General features: G+C 62.5%; 17 protein-coding genes. 15 read left to right on the top strand and 2 right to left on the bottom strand.

The genetic code is table 11. The annotated features are described in order from the left end of the window. Positions 1 to 13: 13 nt before the first annotated feature. From ABIB57_RS06625 to ABIB57_RS06585, 9 genes are all read left to right on the top strand, one after another. On the top strand, positions 14 to 1,051 hold the full coding sequence (locus ABIB57_RS06625; RefSeq protein ID WP_354039355.1) for an ABC transporter ATP-binding protein: 1,038 nt from the start codon (positions 14 to 16) through the stop codon (positions 1,049 to 1,051). Beyond that, entirely contained in the window at positions 1,048 to 2,025 is a 978-nt protein-coding gene (locus tag ABIB57_RS06620) for an ABC transporter ATP-binding protein (RefSeq protein ID WP_354039353.1), read from the top strand. Before ABIB57_RS06625 ends, ABIB57_RS06620 begins: the two co-directional genes overlap by 4 nt. A gap of 49 nt (positions 2,026 to 2,074) precedes the next feature. Further along, positions 2,075 to 3,001, top strand: a complete 927-nt coding sequence (locus ABIB57_RS06615) for an ABC transporter permease (protein WP_354039351.1) — start codon at positions 2,075 to 2,077, stop codon at positions 2,999 to 3,001. Then, positions 2,998 to 3,918: an ABC transporter permease gene (locus ABIB57_RS06610; RefSeq protein ID WP_354039349.1), complete on the top strand. Its 921-nt coding sequence runs from the start codon at positions 2,998 to 3,000 to the stop codon at positions 3,916 to 3,918. The genes ABIB57_RS06615 and ABIB57_RS06610 overlap by 4 nt, the downstream gene beginning before the upstream one ends. Positions 3,919 to 3,978: 60 nt before the next feature. Beyond that, the gene (locus ABIB57_RS06605; protein ID WP_354039347.1) at positions 3,979 to 5,547 is read left to right on the top strand and encodes an ABC transporter substrate-binding protein; all 1,569 of its coding nucleotides are present in this window, start codon (positions 3,979 to 3,981) and stop codon (positions 5,545 to 5,547) included. A gap of 141 nt (positions 5,548 to 5,688) precedes the next feature. Then, positions 5,689 to 6,738 (top strand): D-2-hydroxyacid dehydrogenase, encoded by a 1,050-nt coding sequence (locus ABIB57_RS06600; RefSeq protein ID WP_354039346.1) that lies wholly within the window; start codon positions 5,689 to 5,691, stop codon positions 6,736 to 6,738. A gap of 40 nt (positions 6,739 to 6,778) precedes the next feature. Continuing rightward, entirely contained in the window at positions 6,779 to 7,825 is a 1,047-nt protein-coding gene (locus ABIB57_RS06595; RefSeq protein ID WP_354039344.1) for a D-2-hydroxyacid dehydrogenase, read from the top strand. Between the two features lie 75 nt (positions 7,826 to 7,900). Further along, positions 7,901 to 9,262: a leucyl aminopeptidase family protein gene (locus ABIB57_RS06590; RefSeq protein ID WP_354039342.1), complete on the top strand. Its 1,362-nt coding sequence runs from the start codon at positions 7,901 to 7,903 to the stop codon at positions 9,260 to 9,262. An 11-nt stretch (positions 9,263 to 9,273) separates the two neighbouring features. Further along, positions 9,274 to 9,732 carry a RidA family protein gene (locus ABIB57_RS06585; protein ID WP_354039340.1) on the top strand — a complete coding sequence of 153 codons (459 nt, stop codon included), beginning with the start codon at positions 9,274 to 9,276 and terminating at the stop codon, positions 9,730 to 9,732. 4 nt (positions 9,733 to 9,736) lie between these two features. Here ABIB57_RS06585 and ABIB57_RS06580 read toward each other — a convergent pair whose 3' ends face one another. After that, a complete protein-coding gene (locus ABIB57_RS06580) occupies positions 9,737 to 10,612 on the bottom strand; it encodes a LysR family transcriptional regulator (protein ID WP_354039338.1) in 876 nt (291 codons plus the stop codon). An 82-nt stretch (positions 10,613 to 10,694) separates the two neighbouring features. Then, the gene (gene gcvA, locus ABIB57_RS06575) at positions 10,695 to 11,594 is read right to left on the bottom strand and encodes a transcriptional regulator GcvA (RefSeq protein WP_354039336.1); all 900 of its coding nucleotides are present in this window, start codon (positions 11,592 to 11,594) and stop codon (positions 10,695 to 10,697) included. A 147-nt stretch (positions 11,595 to 11,741) separates the two neighbouring features. Between gcvA and ABIB57_RS06570 the strand changes: the two genes are divergently transcribed. Genes ABIB57_RS06570 through ABIB57_RS06545 form a run of 6 tightly spaced genes read left to right on the top strand, consistent with a single transcriptional unit; the run spans position 11,742 to position 18,746 of the window. Then, positions 11,742 to 12,941 (top strand): hypothetical protein, encoded by a 1,200-nt coding sequence (locus ABIB57_RS06570; protein WP_354039334.1) that lies wholly within the window; start codon positions 11,742 to 11,744, stop codon positions 12,939 to 12,941. Further along, entirely contained in the window at positions 12,938 to 14,020 is a 1,083-nt protein-coding gene (locus ABIB57_RS06565) for a ketopantoate reductase family protein (RefSeq protein WP_354039332.1), read from the top strand. The genes ABIB57_RS06570 and ABIB57_RS06565 overlap by 4 nt, the downstream gene beginning before the upstream one ends. Then, the gene (locus ABIB57_RS06560; RefSeq protein ID WP_354039330.1) at positions 14,017 to 15,135 is read left to right on the top strand and encodes a Gfo/Idh/MocA family protein; all 1,119 of its coding nucleotides are present in this window, start codon (positions 14,017 to 14,019) and stop codon (positions 15,133 to 15,135) included. Before ABIB57_RS06565 ends, ABIB57_RS06560 begins: the two co-directional genes overlap by 4 nt. Further along, positions 15,132 to 16,748, top strand: a complete 1,617-nt coding sequence (locus ABIB57_RS06555) for a DUF885 family protein (RefSeq protein ID WP_354039329.1) — start codon at positions 15,132 to 15,134, stop codon at positions 16,746 to 16,748. The genes ABIB57_RS06560 and ABIB57_RS06555 overlap by 4 nt, the downstream gene beginning before the upstream one ends. Continuing rightward, positions 16,748 to 17,770: an ABC transporter ATP-binding protein gene (locus tag ABIB57_RS06550; RefSeq protein ID WP_354039328.1), complete on the top strand. Its 1,023-nt coding sequence runs from the start codon at positions 16,748 to 16,750 to the stop codon at positions 17,768 to 17,770. The genes ABIB57_RS06555 and ABIB57_RS06550 overlap by 1 nt, the downstream gene beginning before the upstream one ends. Further along, positions 17,763 to 18,746: an ABC transporter ATP-binding protein gene (locus ABIB57_RS06545; RefSeq protein ID WP_354039326.1), complete on the top strand. Its 984-nt coding sequence runs from the start codon at positions 17,763 to 17,765 to the stop codon at positions 18,744 to 18,746. The genes ABIB57_RS06550 and ABIB57_RS06545 overlap by 8 nt, the downstream gene beginning before the upstream one ends. Positions 18,747 to 18,931 lie beyond the last annotated feature (185 nt).

The following is an 18,931-nucleotide window of genomic DNA, read 5'->3' as shown; positions in this document are numbered from 1 at the left end:
GAGCGCGGAAGCGATGGAAACCTCAGTTTCCAGCTTCGCGCCATTGGAGGGAGGGCGCCAGCAGGAGCCGGCGCTGCTCGAGGTGCGTGACCTCACCACGAAGTTCTATACCGTCGATGGCGTCGTCAATGCGCTCAACAGCATTTCCTACTCGGTTCGCAAGGGCGAATGCCTCGCGATCGTGGGGGAGAGCGGCAGCGGCAAGACCGTTGGCGTGCTCTCGATCCTGCGGTTGATCCAATCGCCGCCCGGCAAGATCGTTGGTGGCAGCATTTCGTTCAAGGGAACGGACCTGCTCAAGCTGGATGACAATGCGCTGCGCCACATAAGGGGCGGCGCGATTTCGGTCATTTTCCAGGACCCGATGACCTCGCTCAACCCGGTGATGCGGGTCGGGGCGCAGATTATCGAAAACATCATGGCGCATGAGGCGCTCACGCGCCGGCAGGCGCGCGACAAGGCGATCGAAATGCTGGCACGGGTGGGTATTCCGACCCCGGCCAAGCGCGTCGACGATTATCCGCATCAGTTCTCGGGCGGCATGCGCCAGCGCGTGATGATCGCGATGGCGCTGTCGTGCTCGCCGCAGTTGATCATTGCCGATGAGCCGACGACGGCGCTCGACGTGACCATTCAGGCGCAGATCGTCGAGCTGGTGAAGAAGCTGCAGTCCGAACTCGGTACGGCGGTGATCTGGATTTCGCATGACCTGGGCGTGGTGGCGCGGCTGGCCGATACCGTGGCCGTCATGTATGCGGGTCATATCGTGGAATCGGCGCCGGTCGACGCGCTGTATGCCCGGCCCGCCCATCCTTACACGATCGGGCTGCTCAATTCGTTGCCGCGGCTGGACGCGAGGGTCAAGACCAAGCTCGAGGCCATTGGCGGCCTGCCGCCGAACCTGCTCGGCGAGCTGCGAGGCTGTCCGTTTGCGCCGCGCTGCGCCTTTGCCACCGATATCTGTCGCGCGCAGAACCCCGCCTTGCTGGAGGTCGAACCGAGCCATGGCGTGGCGTGCTGGCACGACCGGCTGACCGGGGGCCGCGCATGAGCGAGGACGTACTGGTTGCCGTCAAAGACCTCAAGATGCACTTCCCGATCCGCGCGGGTCTGCTCAACCGCACCGTGGGCGCCGTCAAGGCCGTCGACGGGCTGACGTTCGACATCATGAAGGGGGAAACTCTGGGTCTTGTCGGCGAAAGCGGGTGCGGTAAGACGACGGCCGGGCGCGCCATCCTGCATCTCTATCGGCCGACCAGCGGGGAGGTGTCGTTCAAGGGCGTCGATCTGGGCAAAGAGAGCCCCGAGACGGTGCGCCGCGCGCGGCGGCATATGCAGATGATTTTTCAGGACCCCTATGCGTCGCTCAATCCGCAGATGCGCGTGGGCGAGATCATCGGGCGGCCCCTGCGAGTGCATGGACTGGTCAAGAATGGCGCGGAAGAAAAGGATTGCGTCACCGAACTGATGCAGCAGGTGGGGCTCAATGTGTCCTATCGCGACCGGTTTCCGCATGAATTTTCTGGCGGGCAGCGGCAACGCATCGGCATCGCGCGGGCCTTGGCGACGTCGCCGGATTTCATCGTTTGCGACGAGGCGATCTCGGCGCTGGATGTGTCGATCCAGGCGCAGATCATCAACCTGCTGGAGCAATTACGCGACGAGCTGGGGCTGACTTACCTGTTCATCGCCCATGACTTGAGCATGGTGCGCTACATTTCGACCCGCGTCGGCGTGATGTATCTGGGCAAAATGATGGAGCTGGCGTCAAGCGACGCGCTCTACGAGGAGCCACGCCACCCCTATACGCGGGCGCTGCTGTCGGCGATCCCGATCCCTGATCCGCCACTGGAGCGGCAACGTCAGCGCATGCTGCTCGAGGGCGATCTGCCCAGTCCGGCGAATCCGCCCAAGGGGTGCCGGTTCAGCACGCGTTGCCCGATGGCCACGGACCTGTGCCGCGCCGTCGAACCCGAATTCCGCGAAGTCGCTACGAGGCATTGGGCCGCATGTCATTTCGCATGAACCACCAGACCAGATCTTTGCGACCGGCCGATGACAGCGTGGGGCAGCCATGAGCTACGTCATCCGCCGCGTGCTCCAATCCGTGGTCGTCGTGTTCGGCGTCAGCATAGTGGCATTCTTCATGCTGTTCATGACGGGCGATCCGACCGAGATCATTCTGGGTGACGGCGCCGACCATATGACGGTGCAGCAGATCGAGGAATTCCGGGTGAAGATGGGCTTCGATCGCCCGTGGTACATTCAATATGCCAGCTTCGTCGGCAATGCGGTGCACGGCGATTTTGGCTACTCATTCACGCGCCACCAGCCGGCCTTCCAGGTCATCACCGAAAAGATGCCGGCGACGATCCAGCTGGCGTCCATTGCCTTCGTGCTGTCGCTGTTGATTTCGATTCCGCTCGGGGTGCTCTCGGCGGTCAATCCGCACAAGCCGATCGATCGGATCAGTACGTTCGTGGCGCTGTTGGGCCAATCGATCCCCAGTTTCTGGCTGAGCATCCTGCTGATGCTGCTGTTCGGGGTGAAGCTCAAATGGCTGCCGATCTCGGGCAGCGGCACTTGGCAACATCTGGTGATGCCGGCCATTGCGCTCGCGGCCTTTCCTATCGCGCGCAATATGCGGCTGACGCGCTCGTCGATGCTGGATTTCATGCAGAAGGATTTCGTGCGCACGGCACGGGCCAAGGGCATCTCGGAATATCGCGTGGTGACCTCCCATGTGCTGCGCAATTCGCTGCTGCCCATCGTTACCGCGATCGGGCTGGAGGCGGGGTTTCTGCTGGGAGGCTCGGTGATCATCGAGACGATCTTCGGCTGGCCCGGGGTTGGCCGCGAGATCGTGCAGGCGATTGGCTCCAAGGATTTCTATGTCGTGCAGGCTGGGGTCATCACGCTGGCGCTGATCTTTGCGGTGGTGAACCTGATCATCGACCTCGCCTATTCCTGGATCGATCCGCGCATAGGGTTTGGCTCATGAGTTCGATCGATACCGAGCCCAAAGACGTCGGCGTGCCTGTGGTGCCCGCGACCCTGCATACCAAGCGACGGCAATTGCTGTCGCGGCTGCTCAAGAGCAAGGCGGCGACGATCAGCGTGATCATCCTTTTGATCGTGGTGATGGCGGCCGTAGCGGCGCCGTGGCTGTCGCCGCATGATCCGTTTGCCAACAAGCTGATCCAGCGGCTCAAGCCGCCGATGTTCAGCAATAGCTCGGGGATTTACCTGCTCGGCACGGATTCGCTTGGGCGCGATATCCTGAGCCGCGTCATCTATGGCGCACGCGTGTCGTTGACGGTGGGCGTGTCAGCCGTGGCGATTTCCGGGGTAATCGGCGTGCTGATCGGGCTGCTGTCCGGCTATTTCGGAGGCAAGGTCGACGACGTCTTCATGCGCATCTGTGACGTGCAATTGTCGTTTCCGACGATCCTGCTCGCGCTCACCATAATGGCGGTGCTGGGCAGCGGGCTCGACAAGCTGATCCTGGTGCTCGGGCTGACCGGCTGGGTGCCCTATGGGCGCATCGTGCGCAGCCAGGTGATGTCGATCAAGAACGACGAATTCGTGCTGGCGGCCCGCGCCGCGGGGGAGCGCCAATGGCGCATCCTGTTCCAGCAGATCCTGCCCAATATCTGGAGCCCGGTGATCGTCATCGGCAGCTTCACCATCGCCAGCAACATCGTGTCGGAGGCCTCGCTCAGCTTTCTCGGCGTCGGGGTGCCGCCGAGCATTCCGAGCTGGGGCACCATGCTGGCCGATGGCCGCGAATATATCGGGGTCGCCGACTGGCTGACCATTCCGGCCGGCGTGGCGATCTCGCTCACCGTGCTGGCGATCAACATCCTGGGGGACTGGTTGCGAGACTACCTCGACCCGAGGCTGAAAAACATTCTGTAGGCAAAGTGGGAAGTGCTTCGGAACGGCGACGACGACTGTAACATCTGGAGGTAAGTTGAAATGAAACTGACACGTGTAGTCCGAGTTTCGGTTTTGGCCATCGGCCTGGCCTTGGGTGCCCTTGCGGTAGCCCCGGCCATGGCTGCGCCCCGGCCTGTCGTGGTGCTGGACAAGACCGAGCCCGATGGGTTCGACCCGATGTTCGCATCATCCAACGTCAACATCATGCTGTCGATCCACGAGACGCTGTTCCGCCTCGACAATGACGGCAAGGTGGTGCCCGCCGTAGCTGAATCAATCAAGCAGCTCGATCCGCTCAACTGGGAAATCAAAATCCGTCCCGGTCTGGTGTTCCACAATGACGAGCCGATCAATGCCGATGCCGTGGTGTTCACCTTTGACCGCGCCACGAAGCTGTTCGCAGCCGGGCAGGGCGATCTGAACTTTGCCCTTGGCGCGCTGCGCTACGACCATATGGAAAAGGTCGACGACCTGACCGTCAAGCTGGTGATGAAGTTTCCCGATCCGATCATCACCTCGCACATGGTCAATCCCGAACTCTCCATCCTGCCGCCAAAATACTATGGCGAGCACACGCTTGAAGAAGTGGCGTTCGCCCCGGTTGGAGCCGGCGGGTACAAGTTCGTGTCCTACAAGCCTGGCGAAGGCACCGTGCTCAAGGCGTTCGACAAGTACCGCCTCGGCAAGCCGCCGGTCGATGACGTGATCATCCGCGCCGTGCCGGAAGTGGCTACCCGTATCAACGAGCTCAAGGCCGGTACCGCCGACCTGATGGTTGGTGTTCCGGCCGATCTGAAGGCCGACCTCGAAAGCTCAGGCGTCAACGTGATCGTTGCGCCAAGCTATCGGCGCCTGTTCATCAACATCAAGCAGGGCCGTAACCCGGCGCTGGCTGATGTCGCCGTTCGGCAGGCGATGAACTATGCCGTCAACTGCGACGAAATCAACGAAGCGCTGTTCAGCGGCATGGCCAAGTGCGCCATCGATCTGGTCAACTCGCCCAACAACGATCCCAACTTGCAGCCTTATCCCTACGATCCGGAAAAGGCCAAGTCGCTGCTCGACGCTGCCGGCTGGGTTCCGGGCGCCGATGGCATTCGCGAAAAGGACGGCGTGCGCCTCTCCTTCGATTTCGACACCACCAAGGGCTCCTACCTCTCGGACGCCGAAGTCGCTCAGGTCATGGTGGATTACTGGAAAGAAGTCGGTATTGAGATCAAGGATTTGCGCACCATTAGTGCCGAAGTCAGCTCGCAGATGCGTGCCAAGCAGGGAGCAGGCTTTCGCGACCTGATGAACTCGTCGTCGGGCCCCGACTACACCTGCCAGGGCGACCTGCTGCTGGTGCAGAAGGACTCCGGCTCCAACCGCATGAGCTGGTCGGACGACAAGTTCGAAGCCATGTTCAAGGCGTTCAGCGAAGAGTTCGACCAGGCCAAGTGGCCGGCCATGTGCAACGCGGCGCAGGCCTATGTTGCCGAGCAGGCGCCTGTGGTGTGGCTGTTCACCGAACCCACGCTCTATGGCGTGTCCAAGCGCCTCGACTACCAGCCGCGCCCGGATGGCCGGTTCTACCTGAACCTCGTGCTCAAGGGCGTGTCGGAGTAATTCGGCACCGCTGAATATCGGAGCGGCCGATCAGGTTGGCCGCCCCCACCTTCCCATTCGCACAGTCCAAACGCAGGTGGCCACTGGCGCCTTGCGAATTGCCTCGCCTGAACTTCCTCAAGATGATGCCGGAGTCCGCTTATGGACAAGATACAACTGATGATTTGTTCGCCCCTCGAGGCCGAACTGGTGGAGCGCATTCGCGCCGTGGCACCGGACCGTGTCGAGGTGTCCTATGAGAGCGACCTCTATCCGCCGCTGCGCTATGCCTGCGACCACAAGGGCGTGCAGACCTTCAAGCGCACGGAGGAGCAGACGGCGCGCTGGCAGGCGAACCTGGAGAAGGCGGAAATCCTGCTCGATTGCCCTATCCCCAAGGAGATGCCGGGCGATCTGGTGCATCTGAAAAATGCCAAGTGGATCCAGTTCACCAGCAGCGGCATCGGCGAATTCGTCAAGCGCTCGGGCATGGATAAGTCCGACCTGCTGCTGACCACGGCGCGTGGCGTGCATTCCGGCCCATTGGCTGAATGGAGCTTCATGGCGCTGCTGATGTATTTCAAGAAGTTCCGCTTCCTCGAAGCCGAGCAGAAGGCGCATCGCTGGGAGCGCTATTGCGACGAGGAAGTCGCCGGCCGTACGCTGGTGACCATTGGGGCGGGAGACCTCGCGCGTGGTGTAGCGGTGGTTGGTAGGGCACTGGGGATGCGGATCATTGCCGTCACCCGCAGCCCGGAAAAGCCGCGCGAGCACGCCGGTGTGTTCGACGAAATCCATGGCGTATCGGAACTGCACCGGCTGTTGCCGCAGGCCGATGCCATCGTCTGCACTGTGCCTCATACCCATGAGACCGAGAACATGCTGGACCGCACGGCGATCTCGCTGATGAAGCCGGGCGTGGCGTTCATCAATACGGGCCGTGGCAGCACGATCGACGAGGTGGCGATGATCGAAGCGCTGCGCAACGGCAAGATGGGTTTTGCGGCCATCGACGTGGCCCAGATCGAGCCGCTGCCCAATTCGAGCCCGCTATGGGACATGCCCAACGTCATGATCAACCCGCACTCGGCGAGCACGGTGACCAGCGAAAACGCCAAGATTACCGACATCTTCTGCAAGAATATCGCGCTCTACCTGCGCGGCGAGCAGAGCCAGATGACCAACATTTTCGACAAGCAGCTTTTGTATTGATGCCCGGCGTCGTTGACCCCGAAAGCAAGAAGAGACCGAGATGAGCGTTCCTACCGCCGACAAATTGACCATCGTCATCGCATCCCCCCTCGAAACCGAGTTTGTCGATCGCATCCGGGCGTTCGACCCGGATCGGTTCGAGGTGGTGCATGAGGAAGACCTGCTGGCCAAGCCGCGCTATGTCGCCGACCACAATGGCGCCCCGCGGACCCTGACGGCAGATGAGCAGGCCCGCTGGGCCGCGTGCCTCCAGCGCGCCGATATCCTGTTCGATATCGATCGGCTCGATCCCATCAACATGCCCACCAATGCGCCCAAGCTGCGCTGGGTGCAGGCGACAAGTTCGGGCATCGGCGAGTTCCTTAAGCGCACGAAACTGGAAGACAGCGACATCATTTTCACTACGGCATCGGGCGTGCATGCGCGCCCGCTGGCCGAGTTCACCATGCTGGGGCTGCTGTATTTCTTCCGCGACGTGCAATATCTCAACCAGATGAAGCGGGCCCATCACTGGGAGCGCTACACGACGCCGGGCCTCGATGGTGCGCGCGTGCTGATCGTGGGGCTGGGTTCGTTGGGGCGCGAAGTGGCCCGCGACTGCGCCCGTTTCGGTGTCGAAGTCTGGGGCGCCCGGCGCACCCAGGGGGGTGAACTGCCCGAAGGCGTCACGCGGCTGGTCGACCAGCGGCAGTTGCTCGACGTGCTGCCGGAGGTCGATGCGCTGGTGCTGGCCTGTCCGCTGACCGATGAAACGCGGTTGCTCATTGACCGGCCGCAGGTGGAGGCGCTCAAGCGTGGCGCCGTCATCGTCAATATCTCGCGCGGTGGCGTCATCAACGAGGCGGCGATGCTTGAGGGCCTGCAATCGGGCCGTATCAAGGGCGCGGCGCTCGACGTGTTCGAGGTGGAGCCCTTGCCCAAGGACAATCCGATGTGGGACCTGCCCAACGTGCTGATTTCGCCGCATTCGGCGAGCACGGTTGCCGCCGAGAACAGCCGGATCGTCGATATCTTCATCGACAATCTCGGTCGTTTCACCCGGGGTGAGAAGCTGCGCAATCAATTCGACAAAGCGCGCGGCTATTGACGCCGGTATCGGCTCGCATTCACTTCCGCATCCAGAACCGCCACTCGCTTATCCGGCCCATTTCCGAGGTCTTCAATGCCTGTCGAACTGCTCGATCAACCGACAACCACGTCCCGCCCGGTCTATCTCGTCGCGCATAACCAGCAGGCGGCATCGGGGCTCGATCAGTCCGTGCTCAACTGGATGGCGGCCAACGATTTTACCGGCGCTGCGGGCTCCAGCCTGATGGTGCCGGGCGACAATGGCGCCATCGTCGCGGCTGTGCTCGGAACGGGAGACCGCAAGATTGGCCTCGCCAGCGGAGCGCTGGCCAAGCTGCTGCCCGAGGGTGATTGGCATCTGGCGAGCACGCCGGGCGACACCGACCAAGCCGCGCTTGGCCTGGTACTGGGTGGTTACGCCTTCACGCGCTACGGCAAAAAGCCCGGCCGTTCCTTGCGTCTAAGTGTTCTCGGAGCCGATACCGCAAAGGCGCGTCGGATTGCCGATGGGGTTTTCCTGGCGCGCGACCTGGTCAACACGCCGACCAACGACATGGGCCCCAACGAGTTGGAAAAGGCGGTCCGTGACCTCGCTTCAGTGCATGGCGCCGCCATCACCGTCACCACCGGCGATGATCTGCTGGCCAAGAATTTTCCGATGATCCACGCCGTCGGTCGGGCCTCGGCGGATGCGCCGCGCTTGATCGACATGACCTGGGGACCGCAGAGCGCGCCGAAAGTCACGCTAGTGGGCAAGGGCGTTTGTTTCGATACCGGCGGGCTGGATATCAAGCCGCCGAGCGGCATGCTGCTGATGAAGAAAGACATGGGCGGGGCGGCCAATGTGCTGGGCCTTGCCTCGATGATCATGGCGGCGCGGTTCAACGTGCGGTTGAGGGTACTCATTCCGGCGGTCGAGAACTCCATTTCGGCCAATGCTTTCCGGCCGGGCGATATCCTGACCAGTCGCAAGGGCATTACCGTCGAGATCGGCAATACCGATGCGGAGGGGCGGCTTGTATTGGCCGACGCGCTGGCGCTGGCAGATGACGAAAAGCCGGAATTGCTGATCGACATGGCGACGTTGACGGGGGCGGCTCGCGTGGCTTTGGGCCCGGACCTGCCGCCGTTTTATACCGATGACGATGAGCTGGCCGGCCAGATTGCAGCTGCTTCGGTCGCGGTGGAGGATCCGCTGTGGCGCATGCCGCTGTGGAGCCCCTATGATGCCAAGCTGAACTCCAAGATCGCCGACATCAACAATGTCACAACCGATGGGTTCGCGGGTTCGATCACCGCGGCGCTGTTCCTGCGGCGGTTCGTCGAACAGACCACTGCCTGGGCGCATTTCGATATCATGGCATGGAATCCTGAGCCGCGTCCGCATGGCCCCTTCGGCGGCGAAGCACAGGGCATTCGCGCGCTGGAGCGGATCATTTCGTCTCGTTACGCCTGAAAGAAAACACCATGGGATACATAAAAGACGCCTGCGCCAAGCAAGGCCTGTCGCTGCAGGCCATCGCGCCGCGAGGCCTATACCGGCCTGCCATCCGTCATGGCGACATGCTCTACTTGAGCGGGCAAGTGTCCCGCCTGGGCGAGGAGACCATTGCCGGGCCGGCATTGGCCAGCGACCTGGAGCGGGGCCAGTTGGCGGCACGCACGGCCGCCCTGCGGGCGTTGAGTGTGCTGGACGCCGCTCTGGGGGTGGGCGAGCGTGTTCGCGTTCTCAAGCTGACTGGCTACGTCATGAGCGAGCCGGATTTTACGCAGCACAGTGCCGTCATTGATGGCGCGTCGCAGGTGCTCGTCGCGGTGTTGGGGGAAGACGCCGGGGCTCATGCGCGTACTGCGGTTGGGGTCGCGTCCCTGCCGAGTTCGGGGATGGTCGAGCTCGATCTGGTCTGCGTCATCGAGCGGGCATGAGCGCTCAGTCGGACAGGCTGGTCGAGGCCACCTCATCGAGGAACGCCTCGATCGTGCGCAGGCTATTGTTGGCGCGCAGCCATACGAGGCCGATGTGGCGGGCGAATTCCGGATTGGGAATGGCCGTCTTGATCAGCCGGATACCCTCGGGCCATGGCGGCGCCCAATCGGGCACGAGCGAGACGCCAAGGCCGCTGTCGACCATCACGGCGATGGCCTCGAGCGCATCGAGTTCGTAGCGGTCCTCGGGCACGATATCGAGGTATCGCAGATAGTTTTCCGCCAGGCGCCCGCCCCAATGATTGCGGTCATAGCGGATGAAGGGCTGGGTGGAGAGCAGTTCGCGCGGGTCATCGACGGCGAGTGACTCGGACCGGATCAGCAAAAGGGGCTCGGTGCGGATGGGGCGCCAGTCGCAGGTTTTGGGCATGCGGAACGGCGGCGCCACGATGATTGCGGCATCCAGATCGCCATCGACGACACGCTCGTAGAGGTCCATCGATGTCCCCGGCGCAACGAAAATGTTGAAGTTTGGATGCGTGGCGTGCAGCCCGCGCATGGCCCTTGGCAAGATGCCGGTCATCGCGGTGGAAACGGCGCCGAGCCGCAATTCACCGGACTCCGTGTCGGCCAGCGCAACCTGGCGGAGTTCGCGAATGCCTTGCAGCAGGGCGCGAGCCTTGGTGAACACCGCGACGCCCGCCTCGGTCGGATGAACCCGGCGTCCGACCCGGGTGACGAGGGCGATGCCGAAATCTTCTTCGAGCACGCGCAGCCGTTGCGCCACGCCGGCCGCAGTCAGATTGAGCCGGCGCCCAGCCTCGGCCATCGAGCCGAATTCGACCACGGCGACGAAGCTTTCAAGAAATCGGGTGTCCATGGACTGTCCGGGCTGGGTCGATCACGTTGGTAATTTATCTTCCTGATGGGCAAGAAGATAGTTTCTCTTGAGTTTGGAGCAATCAGGCAAGCTGGTCCAGCAGCCATCTCCGGAACAGTTTGACGCGCGGCAGCTCACTTTTGGCGGCGGAGGTGATGAGGTAGTAGGCACCCGGGCCGGCAATACGGTCGGTGAACGGGGTCACCAGAGTGCCGTTGCGGATGTCGTCCTCGATCAGGAAGGTCGGCAAGAGGGCCACGCCAAGGCCGGCCACAGCAGCCTGGATTACCATGAAGAAGTGTTCGAGGGTGGGCCCCCATTGCTGGTCTTCCCGATGGGCGCCGACGGACCGGAACCAGTGATCCCAACTGTTGGGCCGGGTTGAATGGCGGATCAGGCGGTGATAGCGCAGCGAGTCGTAGGTGAGGATCGGGTGTTCGCCCTGCATGAGCTTGGGGCTGCAGACGACCTGGATTTCCTCGCCCATGAGCGGGTCGACGATCGCGTCTTTCCATTCGCCATGACCGAAGCGGATGGCGACATCGATGCGCTCCTTGGTGAAATCGAGTTCGCCATCGCTGGAGATGATGTTCAGTGAAATCTCCGGATGTGCCTCCTGGAAGGATGGCAGGCGCGGCACCAGCCAGCGCGTGCCGAACGTCGGAAGCATGCCGATGGAGAGCGTGCCTTTGCCCTCCTTGGATGAGATCAGCTCAACTGTGCCGGCTTCGATAAGGTCGAGCGAGTCGCGCACCAGTTCGTTGTAGAAACGGCCCTGGTCGGTCAGCTCGATGCGGCGGCTTTGCCGGGTGAAGAGCGGGACCTGCAGGTATTCCTCCAGGCTGCGGACCAGCCGGCTCGCCGCGCTCTGCGTTACATTCAACTCCTCGGCCGCGCGGGTGAAGCTGTTGTAACGGGCCACAGCCTCGAAGGTACGGATGGCATTGAGCGAGGGGAGGAGGCGTCCGCGCATGGCGATCATTCTTTCAAGTCATGGAAGAGCAATCTTTATGCGCCTTGTGAGCCGGCGCCAAGAGGATAGCTTTTTGGGACGGGCCTTTCATGCGAAGGCGGGCTTCTGCTGCTGAACTTTGATCGGGCTATGCAGAAAATGAGGATCGAGACCACGATGAATTCGTTTGAGATCGGGCAGGAACTGACTGCTGTCACCATGGGGATCGACACGTTCGAGCGCAGCCAGCCGGCGGAGGGAAGCCTCTTGGGCGGCGAAGGGCTGGTGCCGATCTACCTGGGCAATGGCCTCGTCGAAGCCAAATCCTACACCGATCGCGACACCATTCGCGCTGACATCACGGCGCTCGAAACCGCCACTGCGGCGCTGGCGGCGGGGCCGCGGCAGGTATTCCTTCAGGGTATGCTGAAGTCGCTGCGGGTGACGATCAAGATGTTATCGGGCGCCAGCCCCTCGTTTGAGGAGAAGGTGACCGACCTGGTGGGCGCTCCGGCCGGTCGCGAGGATGCGGCGCTGATCGAGGATGCGCGCGGCAAGGTCGATGTGCTGCTGCGCAAGGCCGGGTTCGTAAATGGTTCGCTCGGCGAGCGGGTACAGGCCTGGGAAGAGGCCCGCGCGGTGCCGACGGAGCAGATCGAGACCGTGTTCCGCGAACTGATGGCCGATGCCAAGGCGCGCACCGACAAGCTGATCTTCGATACCGGCGATTACGACATGGTGCTGAACCCGGTGCGCGGTATGTTTTATACCGCCCGTTGCTCGTTCGATCAGGGCAAGATGGATCTGAATTTTGATCTGAATTTTACCCGTGCGGCGCTCAAGCACCTGGTTTGCCACGAAGTTTATCCCGGCCACTCGACGCAATTGCTGTCGACCAAGAAGGCGTTCGACGAGGGCAGGGCGCCGGCTGATACGCTGCTGATCACGACAGACGCGATTACCGGCTGCGTGCAGGAAGGCATTGGCGACCAGGGCGCGCATCTGATCGATTTCATCGAAGATGGCGACGACGAAATCCACGTCGAACTGCGCCGCGTGCGCTCCGCCGCCCAGACCAGCGCCGCCTGGATGCTGATGGTCGAAGGCATGCCGCGCGAAGAGGTGGCCGACTACCTGCGCGATGTCGCGATGGGGCAGGAAGCCTGGGTGCAGGGGCGGTTGCGTATGGCGGCGCATCCGTTCCGGGGGCCGTTCATCGCGTCCTATTGGGCCGGCAATGAGAGTGTGCGGCGCGTGCGCGAGCGGGTGAGCAAGGAGCAGTGGCCAGTGTTCCTCGACGCGCTTTATTCCAACGCCAATAGCCCGCAAAGCCTTGAAATGTTTCCGCAAACCGTCATCGAGAAGGTCTCGGCATGAAGTTCACCATTATCGGTTCGGGCGCCATCGGTGGCCTCGCCGGTGCTTATATGACCAAGGCCGGTCACGACGTGACGCTGGTCGATCGCTGGGCCGAGCATGTCGCTGCGCTCAATGAAAAAGGCATGACCATAGATGGGGTGCGGGGCGACCTGAACGTGAAGGTCAAGGCGCTGACACCGGACCAGCTTTCGGGTGATCTGGGCACCGTACTGATCGCCACCAAATCGCAGCACACCATCGAAGCGCTCAAGCAGATCATTCCGCTGCTGACGCCGGACAGCCTAGTGGTGTCTTACCAGAACGGCTTCAACGAGCCCGATATGGTGGCGGCGCTGAACGAGGCCGGCCTGCCCGGCGACAAAATCATCATGGGGTCGATCCCCAATTACGGCGGCGCGCTGGTCGATCCCGGCTATATCGAATTCGTGCATGAGGGCCCGATCCAGCTCGGCGAACTCAACGGCGAGATGACGCCGCGCCTCAAGGAGCTGGGCGATGCGCTGAGTGCACTGACCGAAGTGCAGTACTCGGACCGCATTTGGGGCCAGATCTGGGCCAAGGAAGTCTATTCGGCGCAGGTGGTGTTCTCGGCGCTGGCCGATGCCAAGATCCGCGACACGCTGGGCGTCGAAAAATATGCCCGCACTGCCGGGGCAGTGGTCAAGGAAGCGTTGGAAATCGCCGATGCCAACGGCATCGACATCCAGGCCTTCGACTTCTTCGATCCGGCCAATTACCGGGTCAAGACGGCCGAGGACACCAAGAAGCTCTTGGCCAATATCGACCACGCCATCTGGCTGCTCAAGAAGGACCAGGACAACAAGCCGACCCACAACTTCAAGAAGAAGGGCTCGGGCATCTGGTGGGACATCGTTTACCGCAAGCGCCCGTCCGAGACGCGCGCCTTTGCCGGCAAGCTGATCGAATATGGCAAGAAAGCCGGGGCCGACACGCGGCTCAACGAGAAGCTGACCTCGATGATCTACGAGATCGAGGACGGCAAGCGCGACCTTGGTTTTCACAACTTCGACGAACTCGAAGCCTACGCGGCCTCCATCGGAAAGACCCTGCCATGAGCCAATCCAAACTCGGCGTCGGCCTTATCGGTGCGCATACCTGGGCCGACAAGGCGCATCTGCCCGGCTACAAGGCGCATGAGCGAGTGGACCTGATCGCGGTCTGCGATATCGATCCGGATCGCGCCAAGGCGATGGGTGAGAAGTATGGGGCCAAGAAGGTCTATTCTGACCCGGAAAAGCTGATTGCCGACCCAGATGTGCAGATGGTTGACGTCTGCACGCCGACCCATACCCACCTGCCGCTGAGCCTGTTGGCGATCGACGCAGGCAAGCATGTGCTGAGTGAAAAGCCGCTGCATACGCTGGCGGCGCCGGCCTTTGAAGCAGCGGCTCGGGCTGATGCCAAGGGCGTGCGCACCAAGCTGGGTTTCACCTTCCGCTACTCGCCGGCGATCCGGCAGATCAAGAAGTGGATCGACGACGGCACGCTGGGCGAAATCTACCACATTCACGGTTTTGAGCAGAATTCCCAATGGCTTGATCCGCAGGAGCCCTTGCGTCAGGTGACGCCCGGCGTCGATCGCAACAGCCTGATCCCGGCCTCCATCATTGGCTATGGCAGCCACCTGATCGATCTGATGCGCTGGCTGGGTGGCGAGTTCGGCTCGGTCGCCTCGACCATGAAGAACTTCATTCCCGAGCGCATCGTGCGCGGTGAAGTCGGGTTGCAAAAGATCAAGATTGAAGATGGCGCTGTGGCGCTGGTCGAATATGCCAATGGCGCCCAAGGCTTGCTGCAGACTTCTTATGTGGCGGTTGGCAATTATCCGGGCGTGGAACTGCGCGTTTATGGCTCGAAGGGCGCGGCGGTTGCCCGGCTGATCTCGGAGTTCGGGACTGCCGAAACGCTCAAGATTGCCAAGGCGGAGGCAGTCGAGTTCATTCCCTATGATGTCGGCGCCGATGCGCTGCCGCCGGGGACGACGCTCAATACGCCGTGGCCGGAACTGTATTATCGCAATCTTGTCAGGCACTTCGTCGATGAAATCCTCGAAGACCGGCCACAGGAATGCACCTTCTATGATGGCGCCAAGAGCCAGGAGATCGTCGACGCGGTCATTCAGGCCCATTTCGAGCGGCGCTGGGTCGACCTGCCGGGAAAGAGCGCATGACGACGCGCTATGATCCTTCAATCGTTGACGAATTCCTGAGCCATTATTGGGCGTTTCATCCAGTGGATGCGACGTTCATGGGGTCCAAGGACTATGACGACGTGCTGCCGTTGGCCGGAGCACAGACGCTTGAGCGGGAGCTGGAGGGCATTGCGGCCCTGCAAGCGCGGTTGGAAAAAACCGAGGTTCCAGAGAGCCTTGGCGACCGGCTGGATCGTCGGATGATGCTGGCGGAACTCGCGGTGCAGAAAGCGGCGGCGACCGCGCGACCGCGATTGCACAACCCGGCATGGTATTCGGGCGAGGCGGCGTTTTCGATCATTTCACTGCTGCTGCCGCAATCGGCGCCGATCCGCCACCTTGGCCTGGTTGCACGGCTGAACGCCGTTTCGGCCTTCCTCGGTGATGCTGTGGCGCGGCTCGACGGCGTTGCCGTGCCCAAGGGTTGGTGCCAGCGGGCGCAGCGGGAATCCGTCGCCATGGCGGGGTTCCTCCGCACCGATATCAAGCTGCATGAAGAGTTCGCCGACGAGTGGGCCGAGCCGGCGCGGCGCGCGGCCGATGCCTTCGAGAAATTTGCCAGCATGCTGGATTTCTTGAACGACAAAAACCCGGCCTGCGGCGCAGAGCATTTATCGCTCATCATGAGTTCAACTCATGGGCTGACGATGAGCCCGCGTGAGGCTATCGATCTGGCGCAGGCGGCCTACGATCGCATGGGCAACGAGCTCGTCGAAATGGCCAAGGCGATCGATCCGTCGAAGAGCTGGCAAGACATCGTGGCGGGCCTGGCCGATATCCATCCGGCTGACGCCGAGGCGGTGCATGACAGCTACATGCTGTGGGACGTAACGGCGATCGCGGCGGGGCACGAACTGGTGACCCCGGCGCAGGAATACGATCTCGATTATCGCTGGATGGCGCCGTGCTTCTGCAAGATCAGCCAGCCGCTGTACTTTCTGTTCTATCGCTCGCCACCGGCGCTCAATGCAGGGGCAGGGAGCGTCTATTGGGTGACCCCGCCCGGCGAGGATGAAGAGGCGTTCCTGCGCGGCAACAATACCGCCACCGTCAAGACCATCCATTCGGTGCATCATGGCGGCGTGGGCCATCATACGCAGAACGCGCGGGCGCGAGTGGCGGAGTCGCGGCTGGCGCGGATTGCGGGGACGGATTGTGCGCTGGGGTTGGCATTTCTGGGCGCCGGCACGCTGATCGAGGGTTGGGCCTGCTATGTCGAAGACCTGCTGATGGAAGCGCCGGGGTTTTATACGCCGGCGGAAATCCTGCTGCTCAAGCAGTATGAACGGCGCAACGCCGCCAGTGTGCTGGTCGATATCAAGCTGCATATCGGCGACTGGAGCCTCGACGAGGCGATGGCGTTTTATCGCGAGGCGGGTTTCGCGCCGAGCCGGGTCGAAGGCGAAGTGGTGCGCAATTCCATGCTGCCGGGATCGCGGTTGATGTACTGGATTGGGGTCGAGGGCATTAAGGCGCTGCGCAAGCGCTGGAAGGGCGACACGTTGAGCTTTCACGATGCGCTGCTGAGCTATGGGCATGTACCATTGGCCTGGATCGGCCAGGAGATGGAACGCGCGAGGCAGTTGACCTGATGGCAGCAATGGCGCCGCCGCTGCTTCAAATCCGCGACCTCGTCACCGAGTTTCGCACCGAAAGCGGGATTGTCCGCGCGGTCAAGGGCGTCGACCTGACGGTCGAGGCCGGGCAGACCGTTGCCGTGGTGGGCGAGAGCGGGTCCGGTAAATCGGTGACGAGCCTTTCTGTGATGCGGCTCATCCCGCCGGCCATCGGTGGCATTGCCAGCGGGCAGGTGCTGTTTCGCGGCCGCGACGGGCAGGTGCGCGATCTGGCGCAGGAGCCGGAAAATGCGATGCGCAAGGTGCGCGGCAACGAGATCGCCATGATCTTCCAGGAGCCGATGACCAGCCTCAACCCGACCCAGAAGGTGGGGCACCAGATCGCCGAAGTGGCGCTGCTGCATCAAGGGTTGACGCGGGCGCAGGCCTGGAAGCGCGCGATCGACATGCTGGCACTGGTGGAAATTCCCGAGCCGGCGCAGCGGGCCGATATTTATCCGCACCAGATGAGCGGCGGCATGCGGCAGCGCGTGATGATCGCCATGGCGCTGGCCTGCAATCCGGCGCTGCTGATTGCCGACGAGCCGACCACGGCGCTCGATGTGACGGTGCAGTTGCAGATTCTCGAACTGATGCGGCGCCTGCAGCGCGAGATCGGCATGGGAATCTTGTTCATCACGCACAATCTGGGTGTGGTCGCCGAGATCGCCGACACGGTCGCGGTTATGTATGGCGGGCGCATTGTCGAGCGGGCGACGGTCGAGGATCTGTTCGACCGGCCGAGCCATCCTTACACGCGGGGCCTGTTGGCCAGCATGCCGACGGTAGATCGCGCGGCGCGGGCGGCCGGAACCGTGGCACGGCTCAAGGCCATTCCTGGCAGCGTGGTCGATCCGCGCAATCCGCCTGCCGGATGCGACTTCAATCCGCGCTGCGCCTGGGCGATCGATGCATGCCGCGCGGCGGTGCCGCCCATGTTCGATATCGGCAATGGCCATGGCGCCCGCTGCATCCGCTGGAGTGAACTCGATGGTTGAGACGCTCCTCAAGGTCACCGATCTCAAGGTGCATTTTCCGGTCGGCAAGACACTGTTCAAGCCGGGCGTGACGGTCAAGGCCGTCGATGGCGTGTCGTTCGAAGTGGCGCGCGGCGAAGTGCTGGGCCTCGTGGGCGAGTCAGGGTCGGGCAAGACGACGCTGGGGCGCTCGGTGCTGCGATTGATCGAGCCCACCGAGGGCTCGGTGCAGTTCGACGGGCGCGAGGTCGTCGGCATGGCGGCGCCGCAGCTCAAGGCGCTGCGCAGCCAGATGCAGATCATTTTCCAGGACCCTTATGCCAGTTTGAACCCGCGCATGAGCGTGGGCCAGACCATCGGCGAGGCGCTGCTGCTGCACCATATCGGCACCCGCAAGGATCGCGCGGAGCGGGTGGGGGATATACTCGAGAAGGTCGGACTGCCGCGGACGGCATCGGCGCGGTTTCCGCATGAATTTTCCGGCGGGCAGCGGCAGCGTATCGGCATCGCGCGGGCACTGGCGGTCAATCCGCAGTTCATCGTCGCCGACGAGCCGGTGTCGGCGCTGGACGTGTCGATCCAGGCGCAGATCATCAACCTGCTGCAGGATTTGCGGCAGGAGCTGGGGCTGTCGATCCTGTTTATCGGGCACGACCTGTCGGTAATCGAATTCCTCTGCGACCGCGTCGTGGTCATGTATCTCGGCAAGATCATGGAGACGGCGACGGCGGCCGATCTCTATGCCAATCCGCGCCATCCCTACACGCGCGCGCTGCTCGACGCGGCGCCGGTGCCCGATCCGCGATCGCGGCGGCAGCGGATCACGCTCAAGGGCGATTTGCCAAGCCCGATCAATCCGCCTTCGGGTTGTGTGTTCCGCACCAGGTGCCCGTTCGCCATCGAGGCCTGCGCGGCGGTGGTGCCGCCGCTCGATCCGGTGGGGGCGCAGCATGCCGTGGCCTGCATCCGGGCGGGCGAGCTTAACCTGACGGAATAGATAGAGCTTTTCCAAGTCGGTCGGCCGATGCCCTGAAGTTCACCCTGACAGCCCCGCATTTGCTCAATATACGAGCAGTGCGGGGTATTTTTTGGGCAGTGTGGTGCCCTTGCGCATGCATGAGTTGAAATGCAGGCAAAGCGGATTTTTTAGGGGATTGCTGGGTGCGGGAGGTAGCACCATGC

This window comes from Devosia sp. UYZn731, from assembly GCF_040546795.1.
In the GTDB taxonomy this organism is placed as follows: domain Bacteria; phylum Pseudomonadota; class Alphaproteobacteria; order Rhizobiales; family Devosiaceae; genus Devosia.
The sequence above is the reverse complement of the archived record's forward strand: the minus strand, read 5'-3'. Positions and strand labels throughout refer to the sequence as shown.

Bases quoted from the DNA above. Each gene is read 5' to 3' on its own strand.
- ABIB57_RS06605 (WP_354039347.1), top strand. From the start codon at position 3,979: ATGAAACTGACACGTGTAGTCCGAGTTTCGGTTTTGGCCATCGGCCTG.
- ABIB57_RS06600 (WP_354039346.1), top strand. From the start codon at position 5,689: ATGGACAAGATACAACTGATGATTTGTTCGCCCCTCGAGGCCGAACTG.
- gcvA (WP_354039336.1), bottom strand. From the start codon at position 11,594: ATGATCGCCATGCGCGGACGCCTCCTCCCCTCGCTCAATGCCATCCGT.
- ABIB57_RS06620 (WP_354039353.1), top strand. From the start codon at position 1,048: ATGAGCGAGGACGTACTGGTTGCCGTCAAAGACCTCAAGATGCACTTC.
- ABIB57_RS06570 (WP_354039334.1), top strand. From the start codon at position 11,742: ATGAATTCGTTTGAGATCGGGCAGGAACTGACTGCTGTCACCATGGGG.
- ABIB57_RS06585 (WP_354039340.1), top strand. From the start codon at position 9,274: ATGGGATACATAAAAGACGCCTGCGCCAAGCAAGGCCTGTCGCTGCAG.
- ABIB57_RS06590 (WP_354039342.1), top strand. From the start codon at position 7,901: ATGCCTGTCGAACTGCTCGATCAACCGACAACCACGTCCCGCCCGGTC.
- ABIB57_RS06545 (WP_354039326.1), top strand. From the start codon at position 17,763: ATGGTTGAGACGCTCCTCAAGGTCACCGATCTCAAGGTGCATTTTCCG.
- ABIB57_RS06550 (WP_354039328.1), top strand. From the start codon at position 16,748: ATGGCAGCAATGGCGCCGCCGCTGCTTCAAATCCGCGACCTCGTCACC.
- ABIB57_RS06565 (WP_354039332.1), top strand. From the start codon at position 12,938: ATGAAGTTCACCATTATCGGTTCGGGCGCCATCGGTGGCCTCGCCGGT.
- ABIB57_RS06560 (WP_354039330.1), top strand. From the start codon at position 14,017: ATGAGCCAATCCAAACTCGGCGTCGGCCTTATCGGTGCGCATACCTGG.
- ABIB57_RS06615 (WP_354039351.1), top strand. From the start codon at position 2,075: ATGAGCTACGTCATCCGCCGCGTGCTCCAATCCGTGGTCGTCGTGTTC.
- ABIB57_RS06580 (WP_354039338.1), bottom strand. From the start codon at position 10,612: ATGGACACCCGATTTCTTGAAAGCTTCGTCGCCGTGGTCGAATTCGGC.
- ABIB57_RS06555 (WP_354039329.1), top strand. From the start codon at position 15,132: ATGACGACGCGCTATGATCCTTCAATCGTTGACGAATTCCTGAGCCAT.
- ABIB57_RS06595 (WP_354039344.1), top strand. From the start codon at position 6,779: ATGAGCGTTCCTACCGCCGACAAATTGACCATCGTCATCGCATCCCCC.
- ABIB57_RS06610 (WP_354039349.1), top strand. From the start codon at position 2,998: ATGAGTTCGATCGATACCGAGCCCAAAGACGTCGGCGTGCCTGTGGTG.
- ABIB57_RS06625 (WP_354039355.1), top strand. From the start codon at position 14: ATGGAAACCTCAGTTTCCAGCTTCGCGCCATTGGAGGGAGGGCGCCAG.